The 21,891-nt window shown below is 69.5% G+C and carries 23 protein-coding genes and 1 tRNA gene; 19 read left to right on the plus strand and 5 right to left on the minus strand.

The genetic code is table 11. The annotated features are described in order from the left end of the window. Positions 1 to 219: 219 nt before the first annotated feature. Complete coding sequence (locus J4557_RS36875; RefSeq protein ID WP_208271436.1) at positions 220 to 1,590, minus strand: aminotransferase-like domain-containing protein; 1,371 nt, start codon at positions 1,588 to 1,590, stop codon at positions 220 to 222. A gap of 86 nt (positions 1,591 to 1,676) precedes the next feature. Here J4557_RS36875 and J4557_RS36880 point away from each other — a divergent pair, with 86 nt between their 5' ends. The 8 genes from J4557_RS36880 (at position 1,677) to J4557_RS36915 (ending at position 8,426) form a co-directional block, all read left to right on the plus strand. Beyond that, complete coding sequence (locus tag J4557_RS36880; protein WP_208271437.1) at positions 1,677 to 3,062, plus strand: pyridoxal phosphate-dependent decarboxylase family protein; 1,386 nt, start codon at positions 1,677 to 1,679, stop codon at positions 3,060 to 3,062. Between the two features lie 311 nt (positions 3,063 to 3,373). Further along, positions 3,374 to 4,177, plus strand: a complete 804-nt coding sequence (locus tag J4557_RS36885; protein ID WP_208271438.1) for a hypothetical protein — start codon at positions 3,374 to 3,376, stop codon at positions 4,175 to 4,177. A 376-nt stretch (positions 4,178 to 4,553) separates the two neighbouring features. After that, complete coding sequence (locus J4557_RS36890; RefSeq protein WP_208271439.1) at positions 4,554 to 4,784, plus strand: hypothetical protein; 231 nt, start codon at positions 4,554 to 4,556, stop codon at positions 4,782 to 4,784. A 93-nt stretch (positions 4,785 to 4,877) separates the two neighbouring features. After that, the gene (locus tag J4557_RS36895; RefSeq protein ID WP_208271440.1) at positions 4,878 to 5,141 is read left to right on the plus strand and encodes a hypothetical protein; all 264 of its coding nucleotides are present in this window, start codon (positions 4,878 to 4,880) and stop codon (positions 5,139 to 5,141) included. Positions 5,142 to 5,654: 513 nt separating this feature from the next. Next, positions 5,655 to 5,936, plus strand: coding sequence for a hypothetical protein (locus J4557_RS36900; RefSeq protein WP_208271441.1), 282 nt, complete (start codon positions 5,655 to 5,657; stop codon positions 5,934 to 5,936). A gap of 248 nt (positions 5,937 to 6,184) precedes the next feature. Then, complete coding sequence (locus tag J4557_RS36905; RefSeq protein ID WP_208271442.1) at positions 6,185 to 6,577, plus strand: GntR family transcriptional regulator; 393 nt, start codon at positions 6,185 to 6,187, stop codon at positions 6,575 to 6,577. Continuing rightward, on the plus strand, positions 6,574 to 7,440 hold the full coding sequence (locus tag J4557_RS36910; protein ID WP_208271443.1) for an ABC transporter ATP-binding protein: 867 nt from the start codon (positions 6,574 to 6,576) through the stop codon (positions 7,438 to 7,440). The genes J4557_RS36905 and J4557_RS36910 overlap by 4 nt, the downstream gene beginning before the upstream one ends. Next, entirely contained in the window at positions 7,437 to 8,426 is a 990-nt protein-coding gene (locus J4557_RS36915; RefSeq protein WP_208271444.1) for an ABC transporter permease, read from the plus strand. Before J4557_RS36910 ends, J4557_RS36915 begins: the two co-directional genes overlap by 4 nt. An 88-nt stretch (positions 8,427 to 8,514) precedes the next feature. Here J4557_RS36915 and J4557_RS36920 read toward each other — a convergent pair whose 3' ends face one another. The 3 genes from J4557_RS36920 to J4557_RS36930 all read right to left on the minus strand — a co-directional run bounded on the left by J4557_RS36920 (position 8,515) and on the right by J4557_RS36930 (position 10,994). Further along, positions 8,515 to 9,108 carry a hypothetical protein gene (locus tag J4557_RS36920; protein WP_208271445.1) on the minus strand — a complete coding sequence of 198 codons (594 nt, stop codon included), beginning with the start codon at positions 9,106 to 9,108 and terminating at the stop codon, positions 8,515 to 8,517. A 617-nt stretch (positions 9,109 to 9,725) separates the two neighbouring features. Further along, positions 9,726 to 9,800 (minus strand) — tRNA-OTHER (locus J4557_RS36925). Positions 9,801 to 9,986: 186 nt separating this feature from the next. Next, on the minus strand, positions 9,987 to 10,994 hold the full coding sequence (locus J4557_RS36930; RefSeq protein WP_208271446.1) for a sigma-70 family RNA polymerase sigma factor: 1,008 nt from the start codon (positions 10,992 to 10,994) through the stop codon (positions 9,987 to 9,989). Between the two features lie 141 nt (positions 10,995 to 11,135). Between J4557_RS36930 and J4557_RS36935 the strand changes: the two genes are divergently transcribed. The 10 genes from J4557_RS36935 to J4557_RS51895 all read left to right on the plus strand — a co-directional run bounded on the left by J4557_RS36935 (position 11,136) and on the right by J4557_RS51895 (position 18,880). Beyond that, on the plus strand, positions 11,136 to 12,590 hold the full coding sequence (locus tag J4557_RS36935; protein WP_208271447.1) for an MFS transporter: 1,455 nt from the start codon (positions 11,136 to 11,138) through the stop codon (positions 12,588 to 12,590). A 261-nt stretch (positions 12,591 to 12,851) separates the two neighbouring features. Next, positions 12,852 to 13,253, plus strand: a complete 402-nt coding sequence (locus J4557_RS36940; RefSeq protein WP_208271448.1) for a hypothetical protein — start codon at positions 12,852 to 12,854, stop codon at positions 13,251 to 13,253. A 399-nt stretch (positions 13,254 to 13,652) separates the two neighbouring features. Continuing rightward, positions 13,653 to 14,537, plus strand: coding sequence for an alpha/beta fold hydrolase (locus tag J4557_RS36945; protein ID WP_243776935.1), 885 nt, complete (start codon positions 13,653 to 13,655; stop codon positions 14,535 to 14,537). Between the two features lie 129 nt (positions 14,538 to 14,666). Next, positions 14,667 to 14,978 carry a transposase gene (locus J4557_RS36950; protein ID WP_208271449.1) on the plus strand — a complete coding sequence of 104 codons (312 nt, stop codon included), beginning with the start codon at positions 14,667 to 14,669 and terminating at the stop codon, positions 14,976 to 14,978. Positions 14,979 to 14,983: 5 nt separating this feature from the next. Beyond that, positions 14,984 to 15,661, plus strand: coding sequence for an IS3 family transposase (locus J4557_RS36955; RefSeq protein WP_208271450.1), 678 nt, complete (start codon positions 14,984 to 14,986; stop codon positions 15,659 to 15,661). Positions 15,662 to 15,689: 28 nt separating this feature from the next. After that, positions 15,690 to 15,863, plus strand: coding sequence for an IS3 family transposase (locus tag J4557_RS52245; protein WP_208271451.1), 174 nt, complete (start codon positions 15,690 to 15,692; stop codon positions 15,861 to 15,863). Then, on the plus strand, positions 15,860 to 16,771 hold the full coding sequence (locus J4557_RS36965; RefSeq protein WP_208271452.1) for an integrase core domain-containing protein: 912 nt from the start codon (positions 15,860 to 15,862) through the stop codon (positions 16,769 to 16,771). Before J4557_RS52245 ends, J4557_RS36965 begins: the two co-directional genes overlap by 4 nt. Positions 16,772 to 16,866: 95 nt before the next feature. Next, complete coding sequence (locus J4557_RS36970) at positions 16,867 to 17,439, plus strand: CGNR zinc finger domain-containing protein (RefSeq protein ID WP_208271453.1); 573 nt, start codon at positions 16,867 to 16,869, stop codon at positions 17,437 to 17,439. Further along, positions 17,436 to 17,891 carry a phosphatase domain-containing protein gene (locus J4557_RS36975; protein WP_208271454.1) on the plus strand — a complete coding sequence of 152 codons (456 nt, stop codon included), beginning with the start codon at positions 17,436 to 17,438 and terminating at the stop codon, positions 17,889 to 17,891. Before J4557_RS36970 ends, J4557_RS36975 begins: the two co-directional genes overlap by 4 nt. A 113-nt stretch (positions 17,892 to 18,004) precedes the next feature. Continuing rightward, positions 18,005 to 18,880: a winged helix-turn-helix domain-containing protein gene (locus tag J4557_RS51895; protein WP_307800417.1), complete on the plus strand. Its 876-nt coding sequence runs from the start codon at positions 18,005 to 18,007 to the stop codon at positions 18,878 to 18,880. A 54-nt stretch (positions 18,881 to 18,934) separates the two neighbouring features. On the opposite strand, the gene J4557_RS36985 is transcribed toward J4557_RS51895, so the two are convergent. Then, a complete protein-coding gene (locus J4557_RS36985; RefSeq protein WP_208271455.1) occupies positions 18,935 to 19,402 on the minus strand; it encodes a hypothetical protein in 468 nt (155 codons plus the stop codon). A 101-nt stretch (positions 19,403 to 19,503) separates the two neighbouring features. Between J4557_RS36985 and J4557_RS36990 the strand changes: the two genes are divergently transcribed. Next, positions 19,504 to 21,786, plus strand: coding sequence for a M28 family peptidase (locus J4557_RS36990; protein WP_307800418.1), 2,283 nt, complete (start codon positions 19,504 to 19,506; stop codon positions 21,784 to 21,786). Positions 21,787 to 21,891 lie beyond the last annotated feature (105 nt).

The raw sequence follows: 21,891 nt of genomic DNA on the forward strand, positions 1-21,891 counted from the left end.
ACGCTGTCGATCGGTCCGCCTTCGCCGTTGCAGCGTTCGCTGCGTCCGCCGTCTGGCGGATGGCGGTGGTCCTCACCGGTCGGCGTTAGGCTGCCTGCCCACCGGATACCGGGGACGGCTGGTGACGGGAATGGCCGCCGGGATCCTCATCGCCGCGCTGGCCGTGCGGACATCCGTCCAGTAACGGGCGGGCGGTCGTACGCGCACAGTCCCTGCTCCTTATGCGCCGCGACCGCCGCATGCGAGATCCAGAACGGTGGCGACGCGGTTCAGCGTGCTGATGGGCGGGGTGTACGGCAGACGCAGGTGGTGGGAGTGGGTCGCGTCGGCGGCGAATGACGGCCCGGGGGAGAGTTCGAGCCCGTGTGCGCGGGCGCGTGTCGTGAGGAGATCGGCCCGCATGGTGGTCAGGCGCAACCAGAGCGCGAGACCCCCAGGCGGGACCGTGAACCGCCAGCGGTCGTCGCCGGCCAGCAGCCCGCTCAGGTGGTCGCGCTGTCGTCGCAGGACGGCCCGCCGGTCGCGCAGCAGTGGTTCCAGGTCCCGCAGGAGTTCGATGGCGACCAGTTGCTGTATCGGCGCCGCCGACAGCGGTTCGCACAGGGGATGGTGAGCCAGCTCGCCGACCAGCGCCGCCGACCCGCGGATCCAGCCGACCCGCAGGCCGGCCCAGATCGTCTTGGCCGCGGACCCGATGAGGACGGAGCCGGATATCCGCTGGACCGGCGCGGGGGCGTCGCGCAGGTCGAGATCGCGCATGGTCTCGTCGGCGACCACGGTCACGTGATGCCGCTCGGCCAGCTCGGCCACGGTCCGCCGGGCGGTTCGCGGCATGAGCGCGCCGGTCGGGTTCTGGAAATCGGGGACGAGGTAGGCCATCCCGCCCGCGGCGGTCCGGAACGCGGCGGTGAGCTGGTCCAGGTCCCAGCCGTCCGCGTTCACCTGGCAGCCCACCAGGCGCGTTCCGGTGGTTCGGAAACCGGCCAGCGGATCGAAATAGGTGGGGATCTCCACGGCCACGACCCGGGGACGCAGATGCGCCGACAGCAGCGCGAGGGCCGCGCGAGTGCCCGAGGTGATCAGTATCTGTTCGGGCCGCGTGGCGAGCCGTTCCGCGGTGTAGCGGTCCGCGATCAGTGATCGCAGCTCGGGCAGCCCGGGGCCGGTCTCCCCGCTCTCGGCCAGGACCGGGCCGGACCGCTCCGCCGCTCTCACCACGGCCCGCTGATAGGGCGCGTGCGGCGCCGCCGGAACCGCCCGGCGGAGGTCGATGACGCCGTGCTCGCCCATGGCCGAAGACGGCGTGATCCGCGTCGTCGCCTCCAGCGGAAGCCGCAACGTGCTCGCGCTGCCGCGGCGGGTGTCGACCCACCCCTCATCGCGCAGGATGTCCAGCGCCGCGATCACGGTGCCGCGGCTGACGCCGAGCGCTGCGGCGGCACGCCTCTCGGCGGGGAGCCGGGAACCGACCCGCAACCGTCCGTCCAGAGCGGCTTCGCCGACCGCGTCGGCCAGCGCCCGGGCCAGGGCGGCACCCGGTCTGCGCCAGGCGCCCAGCGCGGTGGCGAGCTGGTTGTCCGTGATGCGCACTGGTCCAGTTTGCCAGTATTGGACCAGCATTTCGCGTCCCCGCTCTGGATACGGTCCGTCTGGAACCACGGAAACCGGAGCATCCCATGCACCCACGCCTCACCACCGATCTCGCGGAACTGCCGAGTCTGCTGGAGGCGACCCGCCTTCAGGCGGCCGAGATGCTCGGTCGCCTGGACGAGCAGCCGGTCGTCCCGCCGCTTCGCGCGCCCGCCCCGGAACCGCTTCCCGAGGAGGGCGCCGGGCTGGCGGCGACGCTCGCGGAGTTCGCCCGCACGTGGGCCCCGCTGTTCTCGGCCAGCGCGGGTCCCCGCTACCTGGGCTTCGTCACCGGCGGCGTCACTCCGGCCGCGCTGGCGGGCGACTGGCTGACCGCGGCCGCCGACCAGAACCCCGCTTCGGCGCTCGACGGCGCCGCCCCCGAACTCGAACGCCGGACGATCGCCTGGCTCCGCGACCTGTTCGGCCTCGGCGCCGCCCATGAGGGGACGTTCGTCAGCGGCGCGACCATGTCCAACACGGTGGGCCTGGCCATCGCCCGCGAGTGGCTCGGCCAGCGCGCGGGCGTCAGCGTGGCAGAAGAGGGCGCGGCGGCACTGGGACGAGTCACCGTCCTTTCCGGCAGCCCACATTCGAGCATCGCCAAGGGCCTGTCGATGCTCGGCCTGGGCCGCACCGCACTGATCCCCGTGCCGACCGTCCAGGGTCGGGAGGCGGTCGACCCCGTAGCTCTGGAGCGGGCCTTGACGCAGGTGGAAGGCCCCTGTGTCGTCGTCGCCAACGCCGGCACGGTCAACACCGTCGACTACGACGATCTCCGCGCCATCACCGCGTTGCGGGAACGCCACGATTTCTGGCTGCACGTCGACGCCGCCTTCGGCGGCTTCGCGGCGCTGTCACCGGACCACGCGGACCTGGTCGCCGGACTCGACGCCGCCGACTCCATCTGCATCGACCTGCACAAATGGCTGAACGTCCCCTACGACAGCGCCGTGCAGTTCACCCGCCACCAGGATCTCCAGGTGCGGGTGTTCCAGAACGCCGCCGCCTATCTCGGCCCGCTCGGCGAGACCCCCGACCACGTCCACCTCACGCCGGAGAACTCCCGGCGCCTGCGCGCCCTCGCCGCCTGGTTCACACTGCGGGCCTACGGACGGGACGGGCACCGTGAGATCGTCGAGCGGAATATCGCCTGCGCATGCGCTCTTGGCCAGGCGATCAAAACGATCCCTGGACTCCGCCTGCTGGCACCGGTTCGCCTGAACGTCGTTTGCTTCACCCTGGCGGAGGACCCCACTGCTGAGCGACTCGCCGACCTCGCCGCTGCACTGGCGGAGGAAGCGTTCCTAACCCCAACCACCTATGCCGGGGTGCCCGCACTTCGAGCCGCCTTCAGCAATTGGCGCACCACCCAAATCGACGTCCACCGGATCACCGAGGCCCTGAAAGGCAGCCTTGACAGGCTGTCATAGCAGCTGCGCGCGACAGGCTCTGCGGTGTCTGGCTGCTCAGGCCGCTGGTCTGATGGGATGTTTGGTGTGGTGTCGTTTCGGTCTGGCACGTTTCGGTCTGGCATGTTGGAACTGAGGATGAAGGGTGTTGGTCCTGCCGCCGTGGAAGCGGTACCGGGTCATCGCCGCGCGTCGATGTGAGCATCGGCGGCCCTGTGCCTGCCGGAAATTACGTGCAGGTGAGACCTTCAGGGTGTGGGCTCTGGCGCAGGGCTTGATCAGTCGCAGGGATAGGTCGTGGCGAGGCGGTCGTCGCGGGATGATGCGAGGCTGTGCTGTTGCGACTGGCCTACATGACCGTGACCAACGCGTTCGCGGTGCTGCGTCTGCTTCCAATGACCGATCGGGACAAGGACACCGAGATCTTGGTGTTTGCGGCACCAGATCGCCGTGCTGGAGCGGCGGCTTGCCGGGAAGCGGGTGCGATTCACTACGGCGGACCGGGTGTTTGTGGCAGTGCTGCTGCACCGGTTGCCTTCCGGGGTGCTGCGGCGGATGCGGCTGCTGGTGCGCCGGACACGGTGCTGCGCTGGCACCGGGACCTGATTGCGGGTCGGCATGCCGCCCGGTCCAGACCCAGGCGGCCGGGCCGACCGCCCACCGTCCGCTCCATCCGGCTGATGGTGCTGCGTCTGGTGCAGGAGAACCCGGGCTGGGGCTACCGGCGGGTGCACGGCGAACTGATGGTGCTCGGTGTCAAGGTCGCGGCCTCCACCGTCTGGGAGATCCTCAACGACGCCGGTATCGACCCGGCACCCGAGCATTCCGCCACCACCTGGGCCGGCCTTCTGCGCTCGCAGGCCGAGGCGCTGCTGGCGTGTGACTTCCTGGAGACCGTGACCCTCACCGGCGCCCACATGTACGTGCTGGCGGTGATCGAGCACCACACCCGCCGCATCCGGGTTCTGGGCGCCGCCGCCCACCCGAGCGCAGCGTGGGTGACGCCGGCACCCGCTCCACGTGCTAGTTCGAGACCTTCTACAAGGAGCATCGCCCGCATCAGGACATCGCCAACGCCCGCCCGTCGTAGCCGCTGCCTCCGCCGATCAGCGGACCAGACCGGATCGCCCACCTGAACATCCGAAGAAGGCAACGTCTGGGCGGAATCCTCAACGAGTACGAACATGCCGCTTGACCTGCGCTGATGAGGTTTCGGCAGGGACAAGGCCTACAGGTAGCGCTTCTCGGGCCTGGGCGGATGGTTGGAGGCCTGGAGCGAGCCGCCGAGCCAACATCGGGCCAACAGGGGAACGATGCGGGGCACGCCGGGCAGGGGCAAACCGGGGCGTTCTCGCGTTTGCCCTGGTCAGGGCTGGTGGGTCGCGTGGGACTCGAACCCACAACCTACGGATTAAAAGTCCGAAACTGCCGTATCGGAACGGCCTGCTCAGTGTCGGCCTGTGTCGATCCGTCCGCATCCAGCCCGATTCTCCTGCCGCACGGTGCCGCCGCGTGCCGATCCGGTTCGGAACCGCCGAGCCGACAACGAGCCGACATGGACCGTTGGCGATCTATGGCCTGCTCGTCGGCGTCCCCGTCCGACCAGCATGGATGGAGTTTTCGGCAGGCGCACCGTTGCAGCCGCTGCCTCCATCGATCAACGAACCAGACCGGATCGCCCACCTGAACATCCGAAGAAGGCAACGTCTGGGCGGAACCCTCAACGAGTACGAACATGCCTGATCTGCGCGGATGAGGTTTTCGGCAGGGACAGGGGGCAAATCCACCGGTACGCGGCATCTTGCGGTGCGTCCTCGGTGGCAGCATCCTCGGGGGATGCGCTACGCGAAGTGGTTTGGCGGCGCGGTGTGGCTCGGTTCCTGGTACCTGATGTACCTGGAGATCACGCGCTGGCACCATGTAAAGCCATCGCTTGCGTTCAACTCAGACCCGGTCCCTGGGATCGGCATCCGCCCGCGTCCTGGGTTGCCGCTGATCTTGCTCTACATCGCTTGCGCGGCAGCCCCGTTGGTGGTCGTCGTCGACTTGGTCATGCAGATCCGCGTACGCCGAACTCGCAGGGCAGGCGGTCGATCGTGATCTCACTGACGGGACCCAGCCCGGGCAACGTCCTGATCTGGTGTTCGCGGCAAGCTCGGCTGGTGCTGGACGGATGTCATGAGCGCGCCCCTCGTACTCGTTGAGGATGCCGCCCAGACGTTGTCTGAACGTGCGGGCCGTCCAGCGACCGTCCGTTCGATCCGGCTGCTGGTACCGCATCCGCCGCAACGCGGCGGGAGGCAACCGCGGTGCAGCAACGCCGCCAGAAGCGCCCGATCCGCCGCAGCGAACCGCATCCTCTTCCCGGCCAGCTGGCGCTCCAGCACGGCGATCTGATGCCAATATGCCGCTTGACCTGCGCGGACGAAGTTTTCGGCAACTGCAGGCGGCCTCAGGGGCTTCGTTGACGGAGCTGCTCGATAGTTCCCGGACAGCGATCTGTGCTGCTTGCCTTCGTGCACCCTTGGCGACGGAAACGTCGCGGCCACCGCGGCGGAGGCCTCGGCGACGAAACCGCCCACCGCCCTCGCGACCGGCGCCGGTGACGCTGAGGTGGACGTCGACGACCTGTTCGACGCCATCGAGGACGTCCTGGAGGTCAAGGGCGTCCTGGGGATTCCCCAAGACGTCCTGGCGGGCGAGGGCGGCGTCCCCGGGACGTCCTTCACCGACGCCCTGCAGGAGTTGGCCGACGCGCACGCCGCGGCGTCCGGCGACGGCCCTCACGGCGACCTGGTGGCCGCGGCCGCCGCCGTGGTGCGGGCCCGGCCGCCCTACCTGCCCGCCCGCGTCGAGACGGCCCCGGACCGCCTCGCCGCCGTCCTGCCGTCATGACGGCACACCGTCACCGCCCACGAAAGGAGGCCGCCACCAGCCCTTGAACGCAGAGCGGGCCCCTGCCGATAGACCGCGATGCGCGGCGCATCGGATCGAACCATCCCTATCACGGAACGAGCAGTTTCCAGCTGGACGTCCCTCTCGCCTCCAGGTGGCGGTATGTCGGTGCCAGGCCGTGGAGTTTGACGCCGAGCCGTCGCAGTAACTACTCTTTCACTAACATCATAGTAAAAGGGTGGTTGGTCGTGTTCCAATTTCGGCTGGACGGAGCCAGCGGCGTCCCGTCCTACCTGCAGATCGTCCAGCAGGTGCGGCAGGGACTGCTGCTGGGCTACCTCAGCGCCGGGGACCAGTTGCCGACCGTCAAGGAGGTCGTCGCGTCTCTGGCGATCAATCCGAACACGGTGGTGAAGGCCTACCGGCAACTGGAGAACGAAGGGATGGTGACCGCCCGGCCGGGACAGGGCACCTTCATCACCGCCTCCGTCGAGCCGGTCGCCCCGGGGCCCTACGCCCGGTTGCGCCGCTCGCTGGAGCAGTGGGTCCGCGACGCCTACGCCGCCGGGCTGGACGACGACATGGTCACGGCCATGTTCGCCACGATCCGCAACGAGCTGCGGGCGGAGGGCGTGGCATGAAGCCGGCGCTGGAGGCCAAGGGGCTGGGCAAGCGGTACGGCGCCACGTGGGCGTTGCGGGACTGCTCCCTTTGTCTGCCCGCCGGTTCGGTGATTGCCCTGGTGGGCCCGAACGGCGCCGGGAAGACCACGCTGCTGCACCTGGTTACCGGACTGCTGCGCCCGACCCAAGGCACCGTCGAGGTCTTCGGGCAGGACGCCCGAGGCGGGTCGGCCGAGGCGCTGGCCCACGTCGGCTTCGTCGCCCAGGAGCACCCGCTCTATCAGGGGTTCTCGGTCGCCGACCTACTGCGCATGGGACGTTCGCTGAATCTGCACTGGGACCGCGCGCTGGCCGAGCGGCGGCTGGCCGAACTCGACATCCCCTTGGCCAAGCGCGCCGGCGCGTTGTCGGGTGGCCAGCAGGCGCAGGTCGCGTTGGCCTTGGCGCTGGCCAAGCGCCCGGCGCTGCTGGTGCTGGACGAGCCGCTGGCCAACCTGGATCCGATCGCACGCCGCGACTTCATGCGGGCGGTGATGGCCGCCGTCGCCGAAGACCAGATCACCGTCCTGCTGTCCTCCCATGTGATCGCCGACCTGGAGCCGGTCTGCGACTGGCTGGTCCTGCTCAACCACGGGACCGTCCAGCTCACCGGTGCGATCGACGACGTCCTGGCCGACCACCGGATGCTGACCGGGCCGCGCACCGGCGCCGACCTCGCGGTTCCAGGGGTCGTCCGCGCCGTCCACAGCGACCGCCACACCGACCTGCTGGTCCGCACCGCGGCCGACCGGCCCGACTTCCACCCCGCGTGGCAGGCGCATCCGGTCGGGCTCGAAGAACTCATCCTGGCCTACCTCGAGCGACCGGCGGTGTCGGCATGATCTGGCTCACTTGGCGTCAACACCGCATGCAGTTGCTGGCCGGCCTGGTACTGGTCGGCCTGACCGCGGTGGTCTTCCTGCCCTACGGCCAGTCGATGCGCACCGCCTACAGCAGCGACGGCGTCGGCGCCTGCCTGGCCCGGGGCACCGGCGGCGACCACTGCCAGAACGTGCTGACCACGTTCATGAACCAGTTCAACGACCTGGCCAATCACCTGCTCAGCTGGTTCAGCCCCGTCCCCGGCCTCATCGGCGCGATCGTCGGCGCGGGCCTGCTGGGGCGCGAGTACGAGCACGGGACCTGGCGGCTGGCCTGGACCCAGGCCGTCCCCCGGACCCGCTGGCTGACCGCCAAGCTCGTCCTGATCAGCGCCGCGATCACCGTGGTCACCCTCGCCCTCAGTGCCGTCTTCGGCTGGTTTCGAAGCCCGATGGACCAGGTATCGGGCAGGTTCGCCCCCGGCGCCTTCGACCTCGAAGGGCTCTCGCTCACCGGATACACGCTCTTCGCTTTCGCGCTGGGCGTCTTGGCCGGGCTGCTGATCCGCCGCACCGTACCGGCGATCGTGGCCGCGTTCGTCGCGTTCCTCGCCGTCCGCCTCCCAGTGGAGTACGGGCTCCGGCAGCACTACCAGACCCCAGCAACCCGCCTGCTGGACCCGACCGGCAACCACACCATGGGGCCGGGCAGCATTCCGAACACGCCTGGTCCACGCGCTTGGGTCCTCGGTCAGCACTTGGTCGACAGCTCCGGCCATGCGCTCTCCGCCGTGCAGAACGCCCAGATCAACCAGAAGATGGACTCGCTCAACAACCCTGCCGCCATCGACACCTATCTCCGCGGCATCGGACTGCGCCTCAAGGTCGTCTACCAGCCCGCCGACCGCTTCTGGACCTTCCAGATCATCGAGGCCACGCTGTTCATCGGCCTCGCCGCCACCCTGCTGGGCATCGCGATCTGGAGTCTGCACCGCCGCAGCGCCTAACTCGAACAAGCGGCTGACCGTGTGGGGCTTCGATATCCGGATTCTGGCTTTGGCCTGGGGCTCCGTGTCGCTTCAGACGTGGTGATCGCTATGCGGCGTTGCGGTATTCGTTGATCACACCGTCGAGGAGGCGTGTCCGGCGGATGTCGGCGTTGCTGCTGATGGGAGTCGGTTCGGGTGGGGGAGTAGGCGGTCGTTGTCCCAGGGAGCGATGCGGACGGTGACCATTGAAATGATCGGCGTAGATCCTGAGCACCGCTGCGACGACGGCGTCGGTGAACTTGGTGTCCCGGTCGCGGACGAGGAAGCGGAAACGCTGAGCGCTCTGGTCCAGGTCCATCAGCAGGTTCCGAGCCTGCGGCGTCACCCAGGCGCCCGTCGGGTTGCGGGTAGCGCCCAGCACGTGGGCGCGCCGGGTGGCGATCTCCACCACGAAGAACACGTGGATCCGCTGGAGGAAGACGGTATCGACGGAGAAGAAATCGCAGGCCAGAACACCGGAGGCCTGGGCACGCAGAAACGTGGTCCAGGACGCGTCGGCCCGTCGCGGTGCCGGATCGACACCGGCGCGGCGCAGGATCCGCCACACGGTGGCCGCCGACACTTGGTAACCGAGCCCGATCGACTCCCCGTGGATGCGCCGGTGACCCCACCCCAGGTTCTCGCCGGCCAGTTGCAGCACTAACTGGCGGATTTCTCGCTGGACCGGTGGCCGGCCGGGCGCCTTGTGCGGGTAGGTCCACTTCCTGGCGACCCGGTTCCCGGTGCCACCGCAGCAACGTCGCGGGCGTCACCATGAACGTGTTCCAGCGCGACCGGGGCAGCGGCCGCGACAACGCGGCCGGCAGGACCCGATCGGCCGGTTGGAGAGCAGGACGGTTCACCTGCCGCCGCAACACCGCATGTTGATGGCGTAACGCCAGGATCTCGACGTCCTTGGCCGGTATCCCCGCGGAGCCGAAGCAGCATCACGCCCAGCGAGTTGCGGGTCAGGTCGCACAACAGCGACCACACCATGGCGACCCAGCCTGCCCGACCACAGCATGATCCCGATCAGGAAACGGCAGGTCAGGCCCCGAATCGGGATAATGAAGCCCCACAGGCTCGGCTGCCGGTTGCTGTGGGCGATGTGTCCCAGCTTGTAGGGGCCTAGAGGTGCCGCTTCTCGGGCCTGGGCGGGATGGTTGGAGGCCCGGAGCGAGCCGCCGAGCCAACATCGAGCCAACAGGGGAACGAAGCGGCGCACGCCGGGCAGGAGGCAAACTGGGACGTTCTCGCGTTTGCCCTGGTCAGGGCTAGTGGGTCGCGTGGGACTCGAACCCACAACCTACGGATTAAAAGTCCGAAACCGTCGTATCGGAGCGGCCTGCTCAGTGTCGGCCTGTGTCGATCCGTCCGCATCGAGCCCGATTCTCGTGCCGCACGGTGCCGCCGCGTGCCGATGCGGTTCGGAACCGCCGAGCCGACAACGAGCCGACATGAACAGCTGGCGATCTTGTGGCCTGCTCGTCGGCGGCCCTTCCTGACCAGTATGGATGGAGTTTTCGGCAAGCGCAGGGCTCATCCGTTGTCGGCCAGGGTGCGGGGCAAGCCGAATCGCGGGAACACGCCAGTGCCGAGGAAGGCCGTAATTTGGCTTATGCGGCCGCCGTCGAGAGTGAGCACGGTCAGTCCGTGCCCGTGCGCGATGCCGGCGTAGGGGTCGCGCAGATAGCGGCCGAATGCGGGCTGGCCGTTGGCTCTGATCGGAATGAGGCGAAACCGCCGAGTGCCGTGCACGAAGCCGATTTCGGCGAAGAAGTCAGCGATGGCGTCGCGGCCTCGGTACTCCTGCGGCAGTGGCGGCATGGTGAACCACGCGTCGTCGGTGAGCAACTCGACCATCGCGGGCACGTCGCACCGCTCGAAGGCGGTGACGAACGCGTCCATGACGCGGCGTTCGGTCGGGGAGTTCGGCAGCGGCGGGTGTGCTGACCTCTCGCGATTCGCCAGTGCGCCGCGTGCCCTCTTGAGGCCGCTCGCGACGGCGTCCACGGTCGTGCCGAGCATCTCCGCGACTTCGGCGCCACGGTAACCGAGCACGTCGCGCAGCACGAGGATGGCCCGTTGGCGCGGCGGCATGCTCTGTACGGCGGCGACGAACGCGAGTGACACGGCCTCGCGGATCTCCACACGCGCCTCTGGGCCGGGGACCGGTTCGCCGAACCCGGTCAGCGTGTCGGGACAGGGTTCGAGCCACGGTACCTCGCTGAGCCGGTTCGGCTCAGGCAGCGGAACCGGGGGCGGGGCGGCGACCGGAGGCGGCCGGTGGCTGCGGTCGCGCAACGCGTTCAGGCAGCGGTTGGTCGCGATCCGGTACAGCCACGTGCGTATCGAGGAGCGCCCCGCGAAACCGCCGATTGCGCGCCAGGCGGCGAACAGCGTCTCCTGGACCAGGTCCTCGGCCTCGGCGACCGAACCCACCAGCCGGTAGCAGTGCGCCTGAAGCTCTCTCCGGTACGGCTCGGTGAGCTTGCCGAACGCTTCCGCGTCGCCCTCGCGTGCTCCTGACAGCAACACCTCGTCCATGGCCCCGTCCTCGCTGCGTCCGAACTCGCATAATCGTCCAGTTGTGATGACACCGGCCGAGCCGAAAACCGGGCGCGCCCGGTTTTCGGCGTCCAGCGGGTCTACCCGGCAATGTCACTGTTGGCCACCCCGAGGAGACCGATGTCATCCCCAACGACACTCACGGCACCGCCCTCGAACCGACTGACCGCCGATCAGCGGTGGACGCTCGCGCTGGCGAGTGTCGGTTCGTTCCTGGTGATTCTGGACCTGTTCGCGGTGACGACGGCCCTGCCGACACTACGGGTCGCGCTGCATGCCTCGATCACCACACTGGACTGGACGATCAACGCCTACACACTCACCTTCGCCGTACTGCTGATGACCGCGGCGGCGCTCGGAGACCGCTGGGGCCGGCGACGGGTGTACGCGAGCGGTCTGCTGCTGTTCGCCGTAGCGTCGGTGGCCTGCGCGCTCGCGCCGAACGGAGCAGTGCTCGTCGGAGCCAGGGCGGTGCAGGGGATCGGCGCCGCCGTGACGATGCCCACGGCGCTCGCCCTGATCAACGCCGCCTTCCCAACCGAACGACGGGGATGGGTGCAGGGCGTGTTCGGCGCGGTCACCGGCCTCGCCACCGTGCTCGGACCGGTCTTCGGCGGGGTCATCACCCAGATGCTCTCCTGGTCGTACATCTTCTGGGTCAACGTACCCATCGGGGTAGCAGCCGCGGTAGCCGTGCTGCTGCGCATCCGCGACGTTCAGGGCGGTGGGCCGGGCGGGCGGCGTGCGCCGGACCTGCTCGGGCTGGTCCTCGGCGGTGCGTCCGTGCTGGCGTTGGTCTGGAGTGTGGTTCGCGCCGCCGCTGACGGCTGGGGCGACAGGGCGGTGGTCGGCTCACTGGTGCTCGGCGGCGTGGCCATGGTCGCCCTGCTCGCCTGGCAGCGTCGAGCGAGCCGGCCGCTGATTCCGCTGCGGTTGTTCACCGACACCGCCTTCGCGTCCGGCATCGCCGGCATCTTCCTCCAGTCGGCGTCGTTGACAGCCCTGGTGTTCTTCACCGCGCAGTTCTTCCAGAACGCTCAAGGCGACGGTCCGCTGGTCGCCGGGCTCCGCCTGCTGCCGCTCGGACTGGCACCCCTTGCGCTCGGGCCCCGGTCCGGCACATCCACCGACCGTGTGGGCGCCCGGCCGATGATCGTGATCGGCATGACGCTGCAGACGGCGGGCACGACCATCCCGGCGGTGTTCTCGCGTCCCGGGTACCCGATACTGGCGGTGGCCATGGCGGTCGTGGCCGTCGGCTTCACGTTCGCCGTGCCCGCACTGACCAAGTCGGTCGTCGGCTCGGTCAAGCCCGCCGACATCGGTACAGCGTCGGGTCTGTTCAGCACCGTCCGCCAGGTGGGCGCGGCGTTCGGCGTCGCAGTGGCCTCGGCAGCGTTCACCGCGACCGGCGGGTATCCGACCGCCTCCGCGGTCGCCTCCGGCTATCGCGGAGCCATGATCGTGGCCGCGGTGCTGGCAGGATTGGGAACGGTGACAACCACGATGTCCCGGCGAGCAGCCGGCAGGGCAAGCGCCGTTCTCCGGGACGACCATGCCCAGCAGCCAAGATGAACATCGTATGAGCGCCGTGCCGCCCGCGGTGTGACCAACCATGGACAACTCCCGAGTGACTTCCGAGAACACGCAGCCTTCGACCGCCGAGACACCGCCGAGACACCGCCGCAGCGGCGCGGCGCCCGGCCCACACCTGTGCCTACAGAACACCACGTCCGTGCAGGTGAGATGCATGGGAGGTGATGGGCTCCGACGCCGCGCTTGATCAGTTGCAGGGCAGGCGACGGCACGGCGTTCGGCGCGGGATGATGAACGATTGTGCTCTTGCGACCGGCTTACTCGACCATGGCGAACGCGTTTGCGGTGCTGCGTCTGCTTCCGATGACCGATCGGGAGAAGGACGCTGAAATCTTGGTGCTGCGGCATCAGATCGCCGTGCTGGAGCGCCAGCTCACCGGAAAGCGAGTGCGGTTCACTGCGGTGGACCGGGCGCTGCTCGCGGCGCTGCTGCACCGGTTACCTTCTGGCGCGCTGCGGCAGATGCGGCTACTGGTGCGGCCGGAGACGGTGCTGCGCTGGCACCGCGACCAGGTCACCGGTAGGCACGCTGCCCGCTCGAAACCCAAGCGGCCGGGCCGGCCACCGACCGTTCGCTCCATCCGGCTGCTGGTGCTGCGTTTGGTGCGGGAGAACCCGGGCGTCGTGCGATGTACCGGATAACGTGCCGGAGTCGCGTATCCGCCGCGAGGGCAGATCCCCAGGTCGGCGGGAGCGGATCGACGTGTATGTACGCGATATTAGCTTGTTATCACGTACATAAGTGAAGCGATGGGCGATTGAAATCTCTAGGCGGTGAAGTCGACACCGAGCGGGGTTGGTGGAGTTCGCGCCGCAGCAGGGCGTGACCCTTGTGCTCGGGCTGAGAAACGAAACGGGTGGCCGCGCTCGGCGGGTATCTGGATGACCTCCGTGGGCGGAACCACATAGGTTCCGCGTCGAGGAGGTCGGCGTGCACCACTACAACGGGTTGATCCCTGGCCTCGAGCGGTCGATCGTCTGAGACCGCACTCCCTCGGCGGAGGAACGGGGCCCTGTATGACATGAAAGAGAGACCATGGCATGTCGGATGTGGTCGATACGGTCTCGTCTGTGGGAGTCACTGAATTCGACATCGACGTGGCTGATGGTCGCCGTCTGCGCGTCTACGACACCGGTTCCGAAGACGCCGCCGAGGCCCTCACCGTGTTCTGGCACCACGGCACACCGAACATCGGCGCGCCTCCGCACCCCCTGTTCTCCACCAGGAGCCAGCACCGCATCCGCTGGGTCGGCTACGACCGGCCTGGTTACGGCGGCTCCACGCCGGCCCCGGACCGGGACGTAGCGTCCGCCGCTGCCCACGTCAGCGCCATCGCCGACGCGCTCGGCATTGCGCGGTTTGCGGTCATGGGGCACTCGGGCGGTGCTCCGCACGCTCTGGCCTGCGGAGCACTGCTGCCCGACCGGGTCACCGCCGTAATCGGCATCGCCGCCCTGGCCCCGTTCGACGCCGATGGACTCGACTGGTTCTCCGGCATGACGAACTCCACCGCGAACTCCCTACGGGCAGCCGTCGCCGGCCGCGCGACCAAACAGCACCACCAGACCAACGCCGAGTACGACCCGGACATGTTCACTCCGGCAGACCATGCAGCACTCACTGGCCCGTGGTCCTGGTTCGGCGACATCGTCGACCGGGCCCTCGAGAACGGCCTCGACGGGCTCATCGATGACGACCTGGCCTATGTCGCGCCCTGGGGCTTCGCCCCGGCCGACATCACCGCACCGGTCCTGTTGCTGCACGGGGAACAAGACCGGATTGCTCCTTGCGCCCACGGCCGATGGCTCGCCCGCAACTGCCCCACAGCACACCTACGGCTGTCTGCAGACGACGGACACATCTCCGTCCTGAACTCCGCCCCCGCAGCACTGGACTGGCTTCACCCACAAGCAGCCCCGAACTAGCCAGCAGCATCGACAGTCAGCCACAACCTACGAGGTAATAGTCAATTATCACGTACATCTCTGAGTGAGCCGTACCGGGTTCGGTGAAGTCCTTCAAGCCAGTCATGATCTCGGCTGGCAGGGAGGAGCATGACCGCGATGGCGGCACCACGCAAGTACCCTCAAGAGCTTCGGGAGCGGGCTGTCCGGCTGGCGTTGGAGTCCGATCGGCCGATCGCGCAGATCGCCGCTGATCTGGGCATCCACCGTGAGGCGCCGCGTACCTGGGTGCGGCAGGCCCAGGCCGATGCCGGCCAGCGGTCCGAGCAGCTGACCAGCGCTGAACGCGAGGAGCTCAGGCGGCTGCGCCGCGAGAACAGCGAGCTGAAGCGGGCCAACGCGATACTGAAGGCCGCCAGTACGTTTTTCGCCGCCGAGCTCGGCCAGCCCCGGACGAAGTAGTCGCGGTGGTCGACCACCTTCGCGACCGCTTCGGGGTCGAGCCGGTGTGCAGGGTGCTGAACCTGTGCCCGGGCACCTACTACGGCCGCAAACGCCGCCCGCCCTCGGCCCGCGCCCAGCGCGATGCAGCCCTGCTTGAGCAGATCAAAGACGTGCACCAGGCCAACTACGGGGTCTACGGATCCCGGCGCGTGCACCAGCAGCTGCGCCGCGAAGGCGTGCGGGTGGCTCGGTGCACGGTGGAGCGGCTGATGCGCGAGCATGGGCTGGAAGGTGTGCGCCGCGGAGCCAAGCGGCGCACCACCACACCCGACGAGTCGATGCCTCGACCACCGGATCTGGTCAACCGGCGCTTCACCGCGGACCGGCCGGACCGGTTGCGGCTGGCCGACATCACCTACGTGCGCACCTGGGAAGGCTGGGTGTACGTGGCGTTCGTGCTGGACGCCTTCTCTCGCCGGATCGTCGGCTGGCAGCTGGCCGACCACCTGCGCACCGACCTACCCTTGGACGCCCTGGAGATGGCGCTGTGGCAACGACGGCGCGAAGGACGGCCGCAGGCCGGCGGCCTGATTCACCACAGCGACAACGGCTGCCCAGTACACATGCTGGGCGTTTGGGAAGCGCCTGCGAGACGCTGGGCTGCCCGGCTCGATGGGCACCGTCGGCGACTGCTTCGATAATGCCATGATGGAGTCGTTCTGAGGGACAATGCAACTCGAACTCCTGAATACCAAGAAATGGTCGACAAGAGCCGAACTCGCTGCCGCAGTGTTTGAATGGATCGAGTGCTGGTATAACCCGTTCAGAAGACATTCCAGTATCGGAATGCTGAGCCCGGTCGCCTTTGAGGAGCGACACCGCGCCTCACCGCCGACCAGTTGACCCATCTCACCCCAGGTGGCCGCGCTACGGGGGGAACCTCATTTCCGGTTGTTCCGGCGACGATCCTGCGCTGGCTTTGTGACCTCCTCGCCCGTAAGTGGACCTTCACCGACCGGCGCCGTCCAGGTCGCCCCCGCACAGGTGCGGCGATCAGAACGCTGATCTTGCGGATGGCGCGAGAGAACCCGGCGTGGGGGCACCGGCGGATCCAAGGAGAGTTGGCGCGTCTCGGCTACACGATTGCGGCTTCCACGGTGTGGGAGATCCTGCATGCAGCCGGCATCGATCCGGCACCGTGTCGGGCGGAGCCGACGTGGCGGCAGTTCCTGACCGCTCAAGCACACGCGATCATCGCCTGCGTCTTCCTGGTGGTGGAGACGGTCCTGCTCAAGCGGCTCTATGTGCTGGTGTTCATTGGGCACGGTACCCGCAGAGTGCACCTGGGCGGGGTGACCGCGTGCCCGACGGGGGCGTGGGCGGTGCAGCAGGCCCGCAACCTGGCGATGGAGTTGGGGGATCGTATCGGCGCGCTGCGGTTCTTGATCCACGACCGCGATCCGGTCTTCACCGCCGCGTTCGATGAGGTGCTCAAAACCGAAGGGCTCAAGGTCGTGAGGATCTTGTCGCGGACACCTCGGATAACCGCCATCTGCGAGCGCGTCATCGGAACCTTTCGCCGTGAACTGCTGGACCGGGTGTTGATCCTGGGGGAGCGGCACCTGGCCCTGGTGCTCGGCGAGTACCTGACCCACTACAACGGCCACCGGCCCCACCAAGCCCGCCGGCAACGACCTCCAGATGCCGAATGCCAGCCCGCCAGGACCCCGGCTGAAGCAAACGACCTGAGATCCATCCGGCGAAGACCCGTCGTCACGGGCATGATCAACGAATACCGCCATGCCGCATAACCCCAGCTCAAGCCGCATAACTCAATAATCGAGCGGCGCAGGGCCGGCATCGAGTAAGGGTTATAGCGCTACTATAGTCATTACCTGGAGGTGTCGTGAAGATCCCCATTGATGACTACAGCTGGGGGATGGTGGTCGCCAACGACCTGGTCGCCACCTCACCCACCGTGCGGACCAGCGGAGACGCGCTGCCCGATCCGATCGCGCTGGCGGCCTTCCTCGCCGAGCACCGGCTGCGACGCGAGGGCCCGCTCACCGATGAGGACGTCCGTCAGGTGCACTTCCTGCGCCGCGAGGTGCGGGGGATCATCGAGACCGAGACCGCCGGTCAGGCGGTCGCGGGAGCGACCGTGCTGATCCGGCGCGCCGGGCTGGCCCCGACGCTGGAACGGCGGGACACGGGCCATTGGGAATGGCTGATCCCCACCGCGCCGGGAGCCGGCCTCGCCGACGAACTCGCCGCGCTTGTCGCCACCGGCATCCTGGGCGTCGTGCGAACGCTGGGGCACCGGCGTTTCCGTCCGTGTGCGGCCCCTGGCTGCCGAGGCGTGTTCGCCGACATCAGCCGGGCCGGAAGGCGCCTCTACTGCATGCCCGACCTGTGCGGCAACCGCGTCAACGTCGCCAACCACCGCGCACGCCACCATGAAAGGGGCCTGATCCGATGAACACTTCCCTGCTGCAGGGGGCCGTCCGCCTGCCCGACGGCACCTACATCCGCGGCCGCGGCCTGCGCCGTCCGCTGCCCGAAGGGCCCAGGCCCGACGTCGGCCTCTACCTCGGGTCCGGCCGGTTGCGCCGCCGCCACGAGGCCGCGCTGTCCTGGCCCCACGTCTGGATCGACTGGCCCGACTTCCTGCTGCCCCGCGATTCCGACGAGGCCGTCCGGCAGATCCATCACCTGCACGAACAGGCGCGTTCCGGTCTGTCGGCCGAGGTGGCGTGCGGCGGCGGCGTCGGCCGCACGGGCACGGTCATCGCCTGCCTGGCCATCCTGTCCGGGGTGGACGCCGCCGACGCGACCGACTGGGCCCGCGCGCACCATCACCCCAAAGCCGTGGAAACCCCTTGGCAGCGCCGATGGGTGAGCCGTTTCCCGCAGCTCGTCCCCGACCGCTGACAAGGCCTCGAACACGGTCCGCGTTTCCGGTGCCCGGGCCGTAGACGGCCCGGCGCCCCGGGGCTGTTTGCCCTCGGATCCGAGCGTGCTGCAGGACGACGGCCGGGGCTCCGGTGCATGCCAACGCACCATCGTCAGGCCCGTACGGGGCCGGGGAGGCGGGCCGTCCGAGAACGCCCGCCGAAGACCTGCCTCCCCCAGCACCCTCGGCCACCCCCCATGAGCGACCAGTACACCGACGCCGCCGAGGCCCTCGCCGCGATCGAGCGGACCAGCAGCGCGCCCACGCTGACCAGCGGCTGCCGGTCTGGTACCTCCCGGGCGTCATCGGTCTCGGCACGGCGGCCGCGGTCAGCACCGAGCTGGACGGCACCGCCCAGGCCGGCCTCGCCGCCGCCGCGGTCGCCGGGCTGCTCGGTCTCGTCGCCGCGCTGTCCGCCCGCACCCGCATCAAGTTCCGGCCGCGCACCTGGACGCTAAAGGCCGGTGCCCTGATGGCGCTGTGGATCGCCTCGATCTTCGTGGTCTGGGGCGTCGTCCCACCCCTGGTCGGCCTGGTCACCGACTCGGGCGTCTGGCAGAAGGCCGTCGCGGGCGCCGTCGCCGCCGTCTACAGTGCAGCGACCGTCCGCCGGGCGGACCATCGTGTTCGCGCGGCTGGCCGGGAAGGTCGCCCGATGAACCTGGACCCCGTGATCCACACCCCCGCGCGGCTGCAGATGGTCTCCCTGCTGGCGACGGCGACCGAGGCCGAGTTCGGCTTCGTCCGCGACAGCCTCGGGCTGAGCGACTCGGTGGTGTCCAAGCACGCAAGCGCGCTGGAGACGGCCGGCTACGTCGAGATCCGCAAAGGTTACGCCGGCAAGCGCCCCCGCACCTGGTTCAAGCTCACCCGCCAGGGCCGCCGCGCGTTCGACGAGTACGTCGCCACGCTCCAGCAGATCGTCGGCCGGCCCCTCGCCGCCACCCCGGCCGAGAACGACCACTGATCGCGCGGCCGCCGGAGAAGCCCGCCCGCCCGAGACAGCTGAGGTTCGCGGGATTCAGGAGGAGATCAGGGGAGAGGCTCGGGTGCGCAGTGCGGCGTCAAGCGCCAAGAGTTCGGCGGCGTCGGGCTCGCCGAGGTGACCCTGGTCGCGCTCCGCCCGCGCGTCATCACCCGCACGACTCCGACGAACTCCAGGACCAGCGGCGACGAGCACGCCGGCGGGACCGCCCGCCCACGGCCCGACGAGCAGGAGCGGCCCCCGCACTGGCCGCACCAGGTTGACCCGCATCGCGGCCCGGTGCACCACCCGGGCCGGATGACCCTCCCCGCGCGGATGGTCGGTCGGCTCGGCGACGGCCGCCCGGCTCCCGCTCGGCAAGTGCGCCCCCCTGGACATGCAGCCGCCACGGTCGACCATCGGTGCCGCAACCGAGCAGGCGGTGCGTGCACAGTCGTCCGCCGATCCGAACGGCCCATCGATTCGCAGGCGAGGGGCGGACATCACCGGCGGTTCGATCTGCACCTTGAGAGGGTCAACATGAAAGGGGGGTGCGGAAAACCGCAGCCCGACGGGGTTGCGCGCCCCATTCCGGGCCTGCGTGGGCGGGCCTAGCGTCGGGTCGCGTGACGGAGAGATTGCTCGACGCATCACGCCGTGTACTCGCCGGCGTTCTCGGATTGCTGGCCCTCGGCGTGGTCATGTTCGCCGCGACGATGGCGGACGGCCCACCGCGCCCGCTGCCCGTGGACGCACGACCGGACGAGTTCAGTGCCGCGCGAGCCCTCGGCCATCTCAGCCGGTTCGCCACCGAGCCGCGGCCGATCGGCAGTGCGGCGAGCGCGAGGACGCGCGACTACCTCGTCGAGCGCCTGCGCGCCGAAGGGTTCGGCGTGCAGGTGCAGCGTGCGGTCGGGGCCTCCTCGGGGGCGGGGCTGGCGACGTTCGGGCGGGTGGAGAACGTGGTCGCCACGCTCCCGGGCAGCGACCCCACCGGGACGATCATGCTGGCCGCGCACTACGACTCCGCGGCGATGGGGCCCGGCGCGTCCGACGACGGTGCGGCCGTGGCAGCGATCCTGGAGACGGCCCGCGCGCTGCGGGAGCGCGGCCCGCTGCGCAACGACCTGGTCCTGCTGCTGTCCGACGGGGAGGAGGACGGCGTGCTCGGCGCTGAGGCGTTCGTCCGGGAGCATCCGCTCGGCCGCGCCAAGGGCGTGCTCCTCAACTTCGAAGCGCGCGGGGCGGGCGGGCCCACCCTGATGTTCGAGACGACCCGGAACAATGCGCGGCTGGTCAGCGCGTTCGCGGACGCGGCGCCGAGGCCGCACGGTGACTCCTCGATGGTCGAGCTCTACCGGATGCTGCCGAACAACACCGACTTCACCCCGCTGTCCGAAGCCGGGTTCCGCGGCATGAACTTCGCCTGGATCCAGCGCGGTTCCCACTACCACACGGCCACGGACTCGATCGGCAACCTCGATCGGGGCAGCCTCCAGCACCAGGGCGCCACCATGCTCGCCCTCACCCGCACGCTCGGGAACACCGATCTGACCGACCTGGACGGTCAGGGCGACGCGACCTACTTCCGCCTGCCCGGGGCGATGGTGACCTACCCGGGGGCGCTGGTGCCGGTGCTGACCGTCCTGTCGGTCCTGGCGTTCGGCGGGCTGGTCGCGGCGGTGCGGAAACAGCGGCTCGCGAGCCTGCCGCGCATGCTGATCGCCGCGGTGTCCGCGGTGCTGCCGCTGCTGCTGGCGGCCGTACTGGCGCAGGTGCTGTGGAGCGTCCTGGCGGGCGTGCGGCCCGACTACGACACGATGGGCGGCCTGCTGCACCGGCCGGTGCCCTACCGGGCCGCCGTCGCCGCGCTGGCCGTGCTCGCGCTGTCGCTGTGGTACGTCCCGCTGCGCCGCAGGCTCGGCCCGGCTGCGCTCGCGGTCGGCGCGCTCGCCTGGCCGACGGGTTTGGGCGTCCTGCTCACGTGGGCCGCGCCGGGCGCCGCGTTCCTGTGCACGCTGCCCGCTCTAGCATGCGCGCTGGGCGGTCTGGGTGCCGTCCTGCTGCCGCGCGGGCGGTTTGCGGCACTGCTGCTCGGGCTCGTTGTCCCCGGGCTGCTGCTGCCCGCGTGGGCGCAGGCGGCCTTCGACGGTATGGGGCTCGCGCTGGCGGGCGTGCCCGCACTGGCGCTGGCACTGTTCGGGCTGACGCTGCTTCCCCTCGCCGAACTCGTTCTCCCCGAGCGGCGGGCCGCGCTCGCCGTGCCGTCGGCCCTCGCGCTCGCCGTCGCGCTGGCCGTGACCGGGATGACCGCCGAGACCTACGACCAGACGCGCCCCCGCCGCACCCACCTGGCCTACGTGATGAACGCCGACAGCGGCACCGCGCACTGGGTGAGCGGTGACGCCGATCCCGGCTCCTGGACCCGGCGGTACGTGTCCGGCCACGACCAGGGCGGGCTTCCGCCCGGATACGCGCGCAACCTGCGGTGGACGGGTCCGGCTCAGCCGATGCGGGCGGCCGAACCCAGCGTCCAGATCGTCTCCCGCGACGGCGACCTGCTCCGGCTGCGGGTGAACACCGGACGCGGCGCCCGCTCGGTGACGCTGCGCTTCGACCACCCGATCACCGAGGCGTCAGCGGCCGTACCGGGCTCCAGGCCCGCACGCGTGGCGGTCGACGGGACACGACCCAAAACCTGGCCCGGCGAGGTCCGCTTCCGCGGCCTCCCCGCCAGCGGTGCCTCGATCAGCGTGCGCGTACCTGGCGCCCGGCGGCTCACCGCGATCGCGGAGACGACCGGTCTCACGACCGTGCCCGGCTTCGTGCCGCCGCCGCGCGATCTGGTGCCCTCCACACGTGAGGACGGCGACCTGACCGCCGTGACCCGCACCTACAACCTGCGGTAAAGGACTTGCCGACCGCCTTAAGAAACCCTCCCGGCCAGCTCCGCCGCCATGATCCACATCGCCATGACCGACCTCATGACCCGCCGCCTCACCGGCGAGAACGCA

The sequence above is a fragment of the Actinomadura nitritigenes genome, assembly GCF_017573545.1.
Lineage (GTDB): Bacteria > Actinomycetota > Actinomycetes > Streptosporangiales > Streptosporangiaceae > Spirillospora > Spirillospora nitritigenes.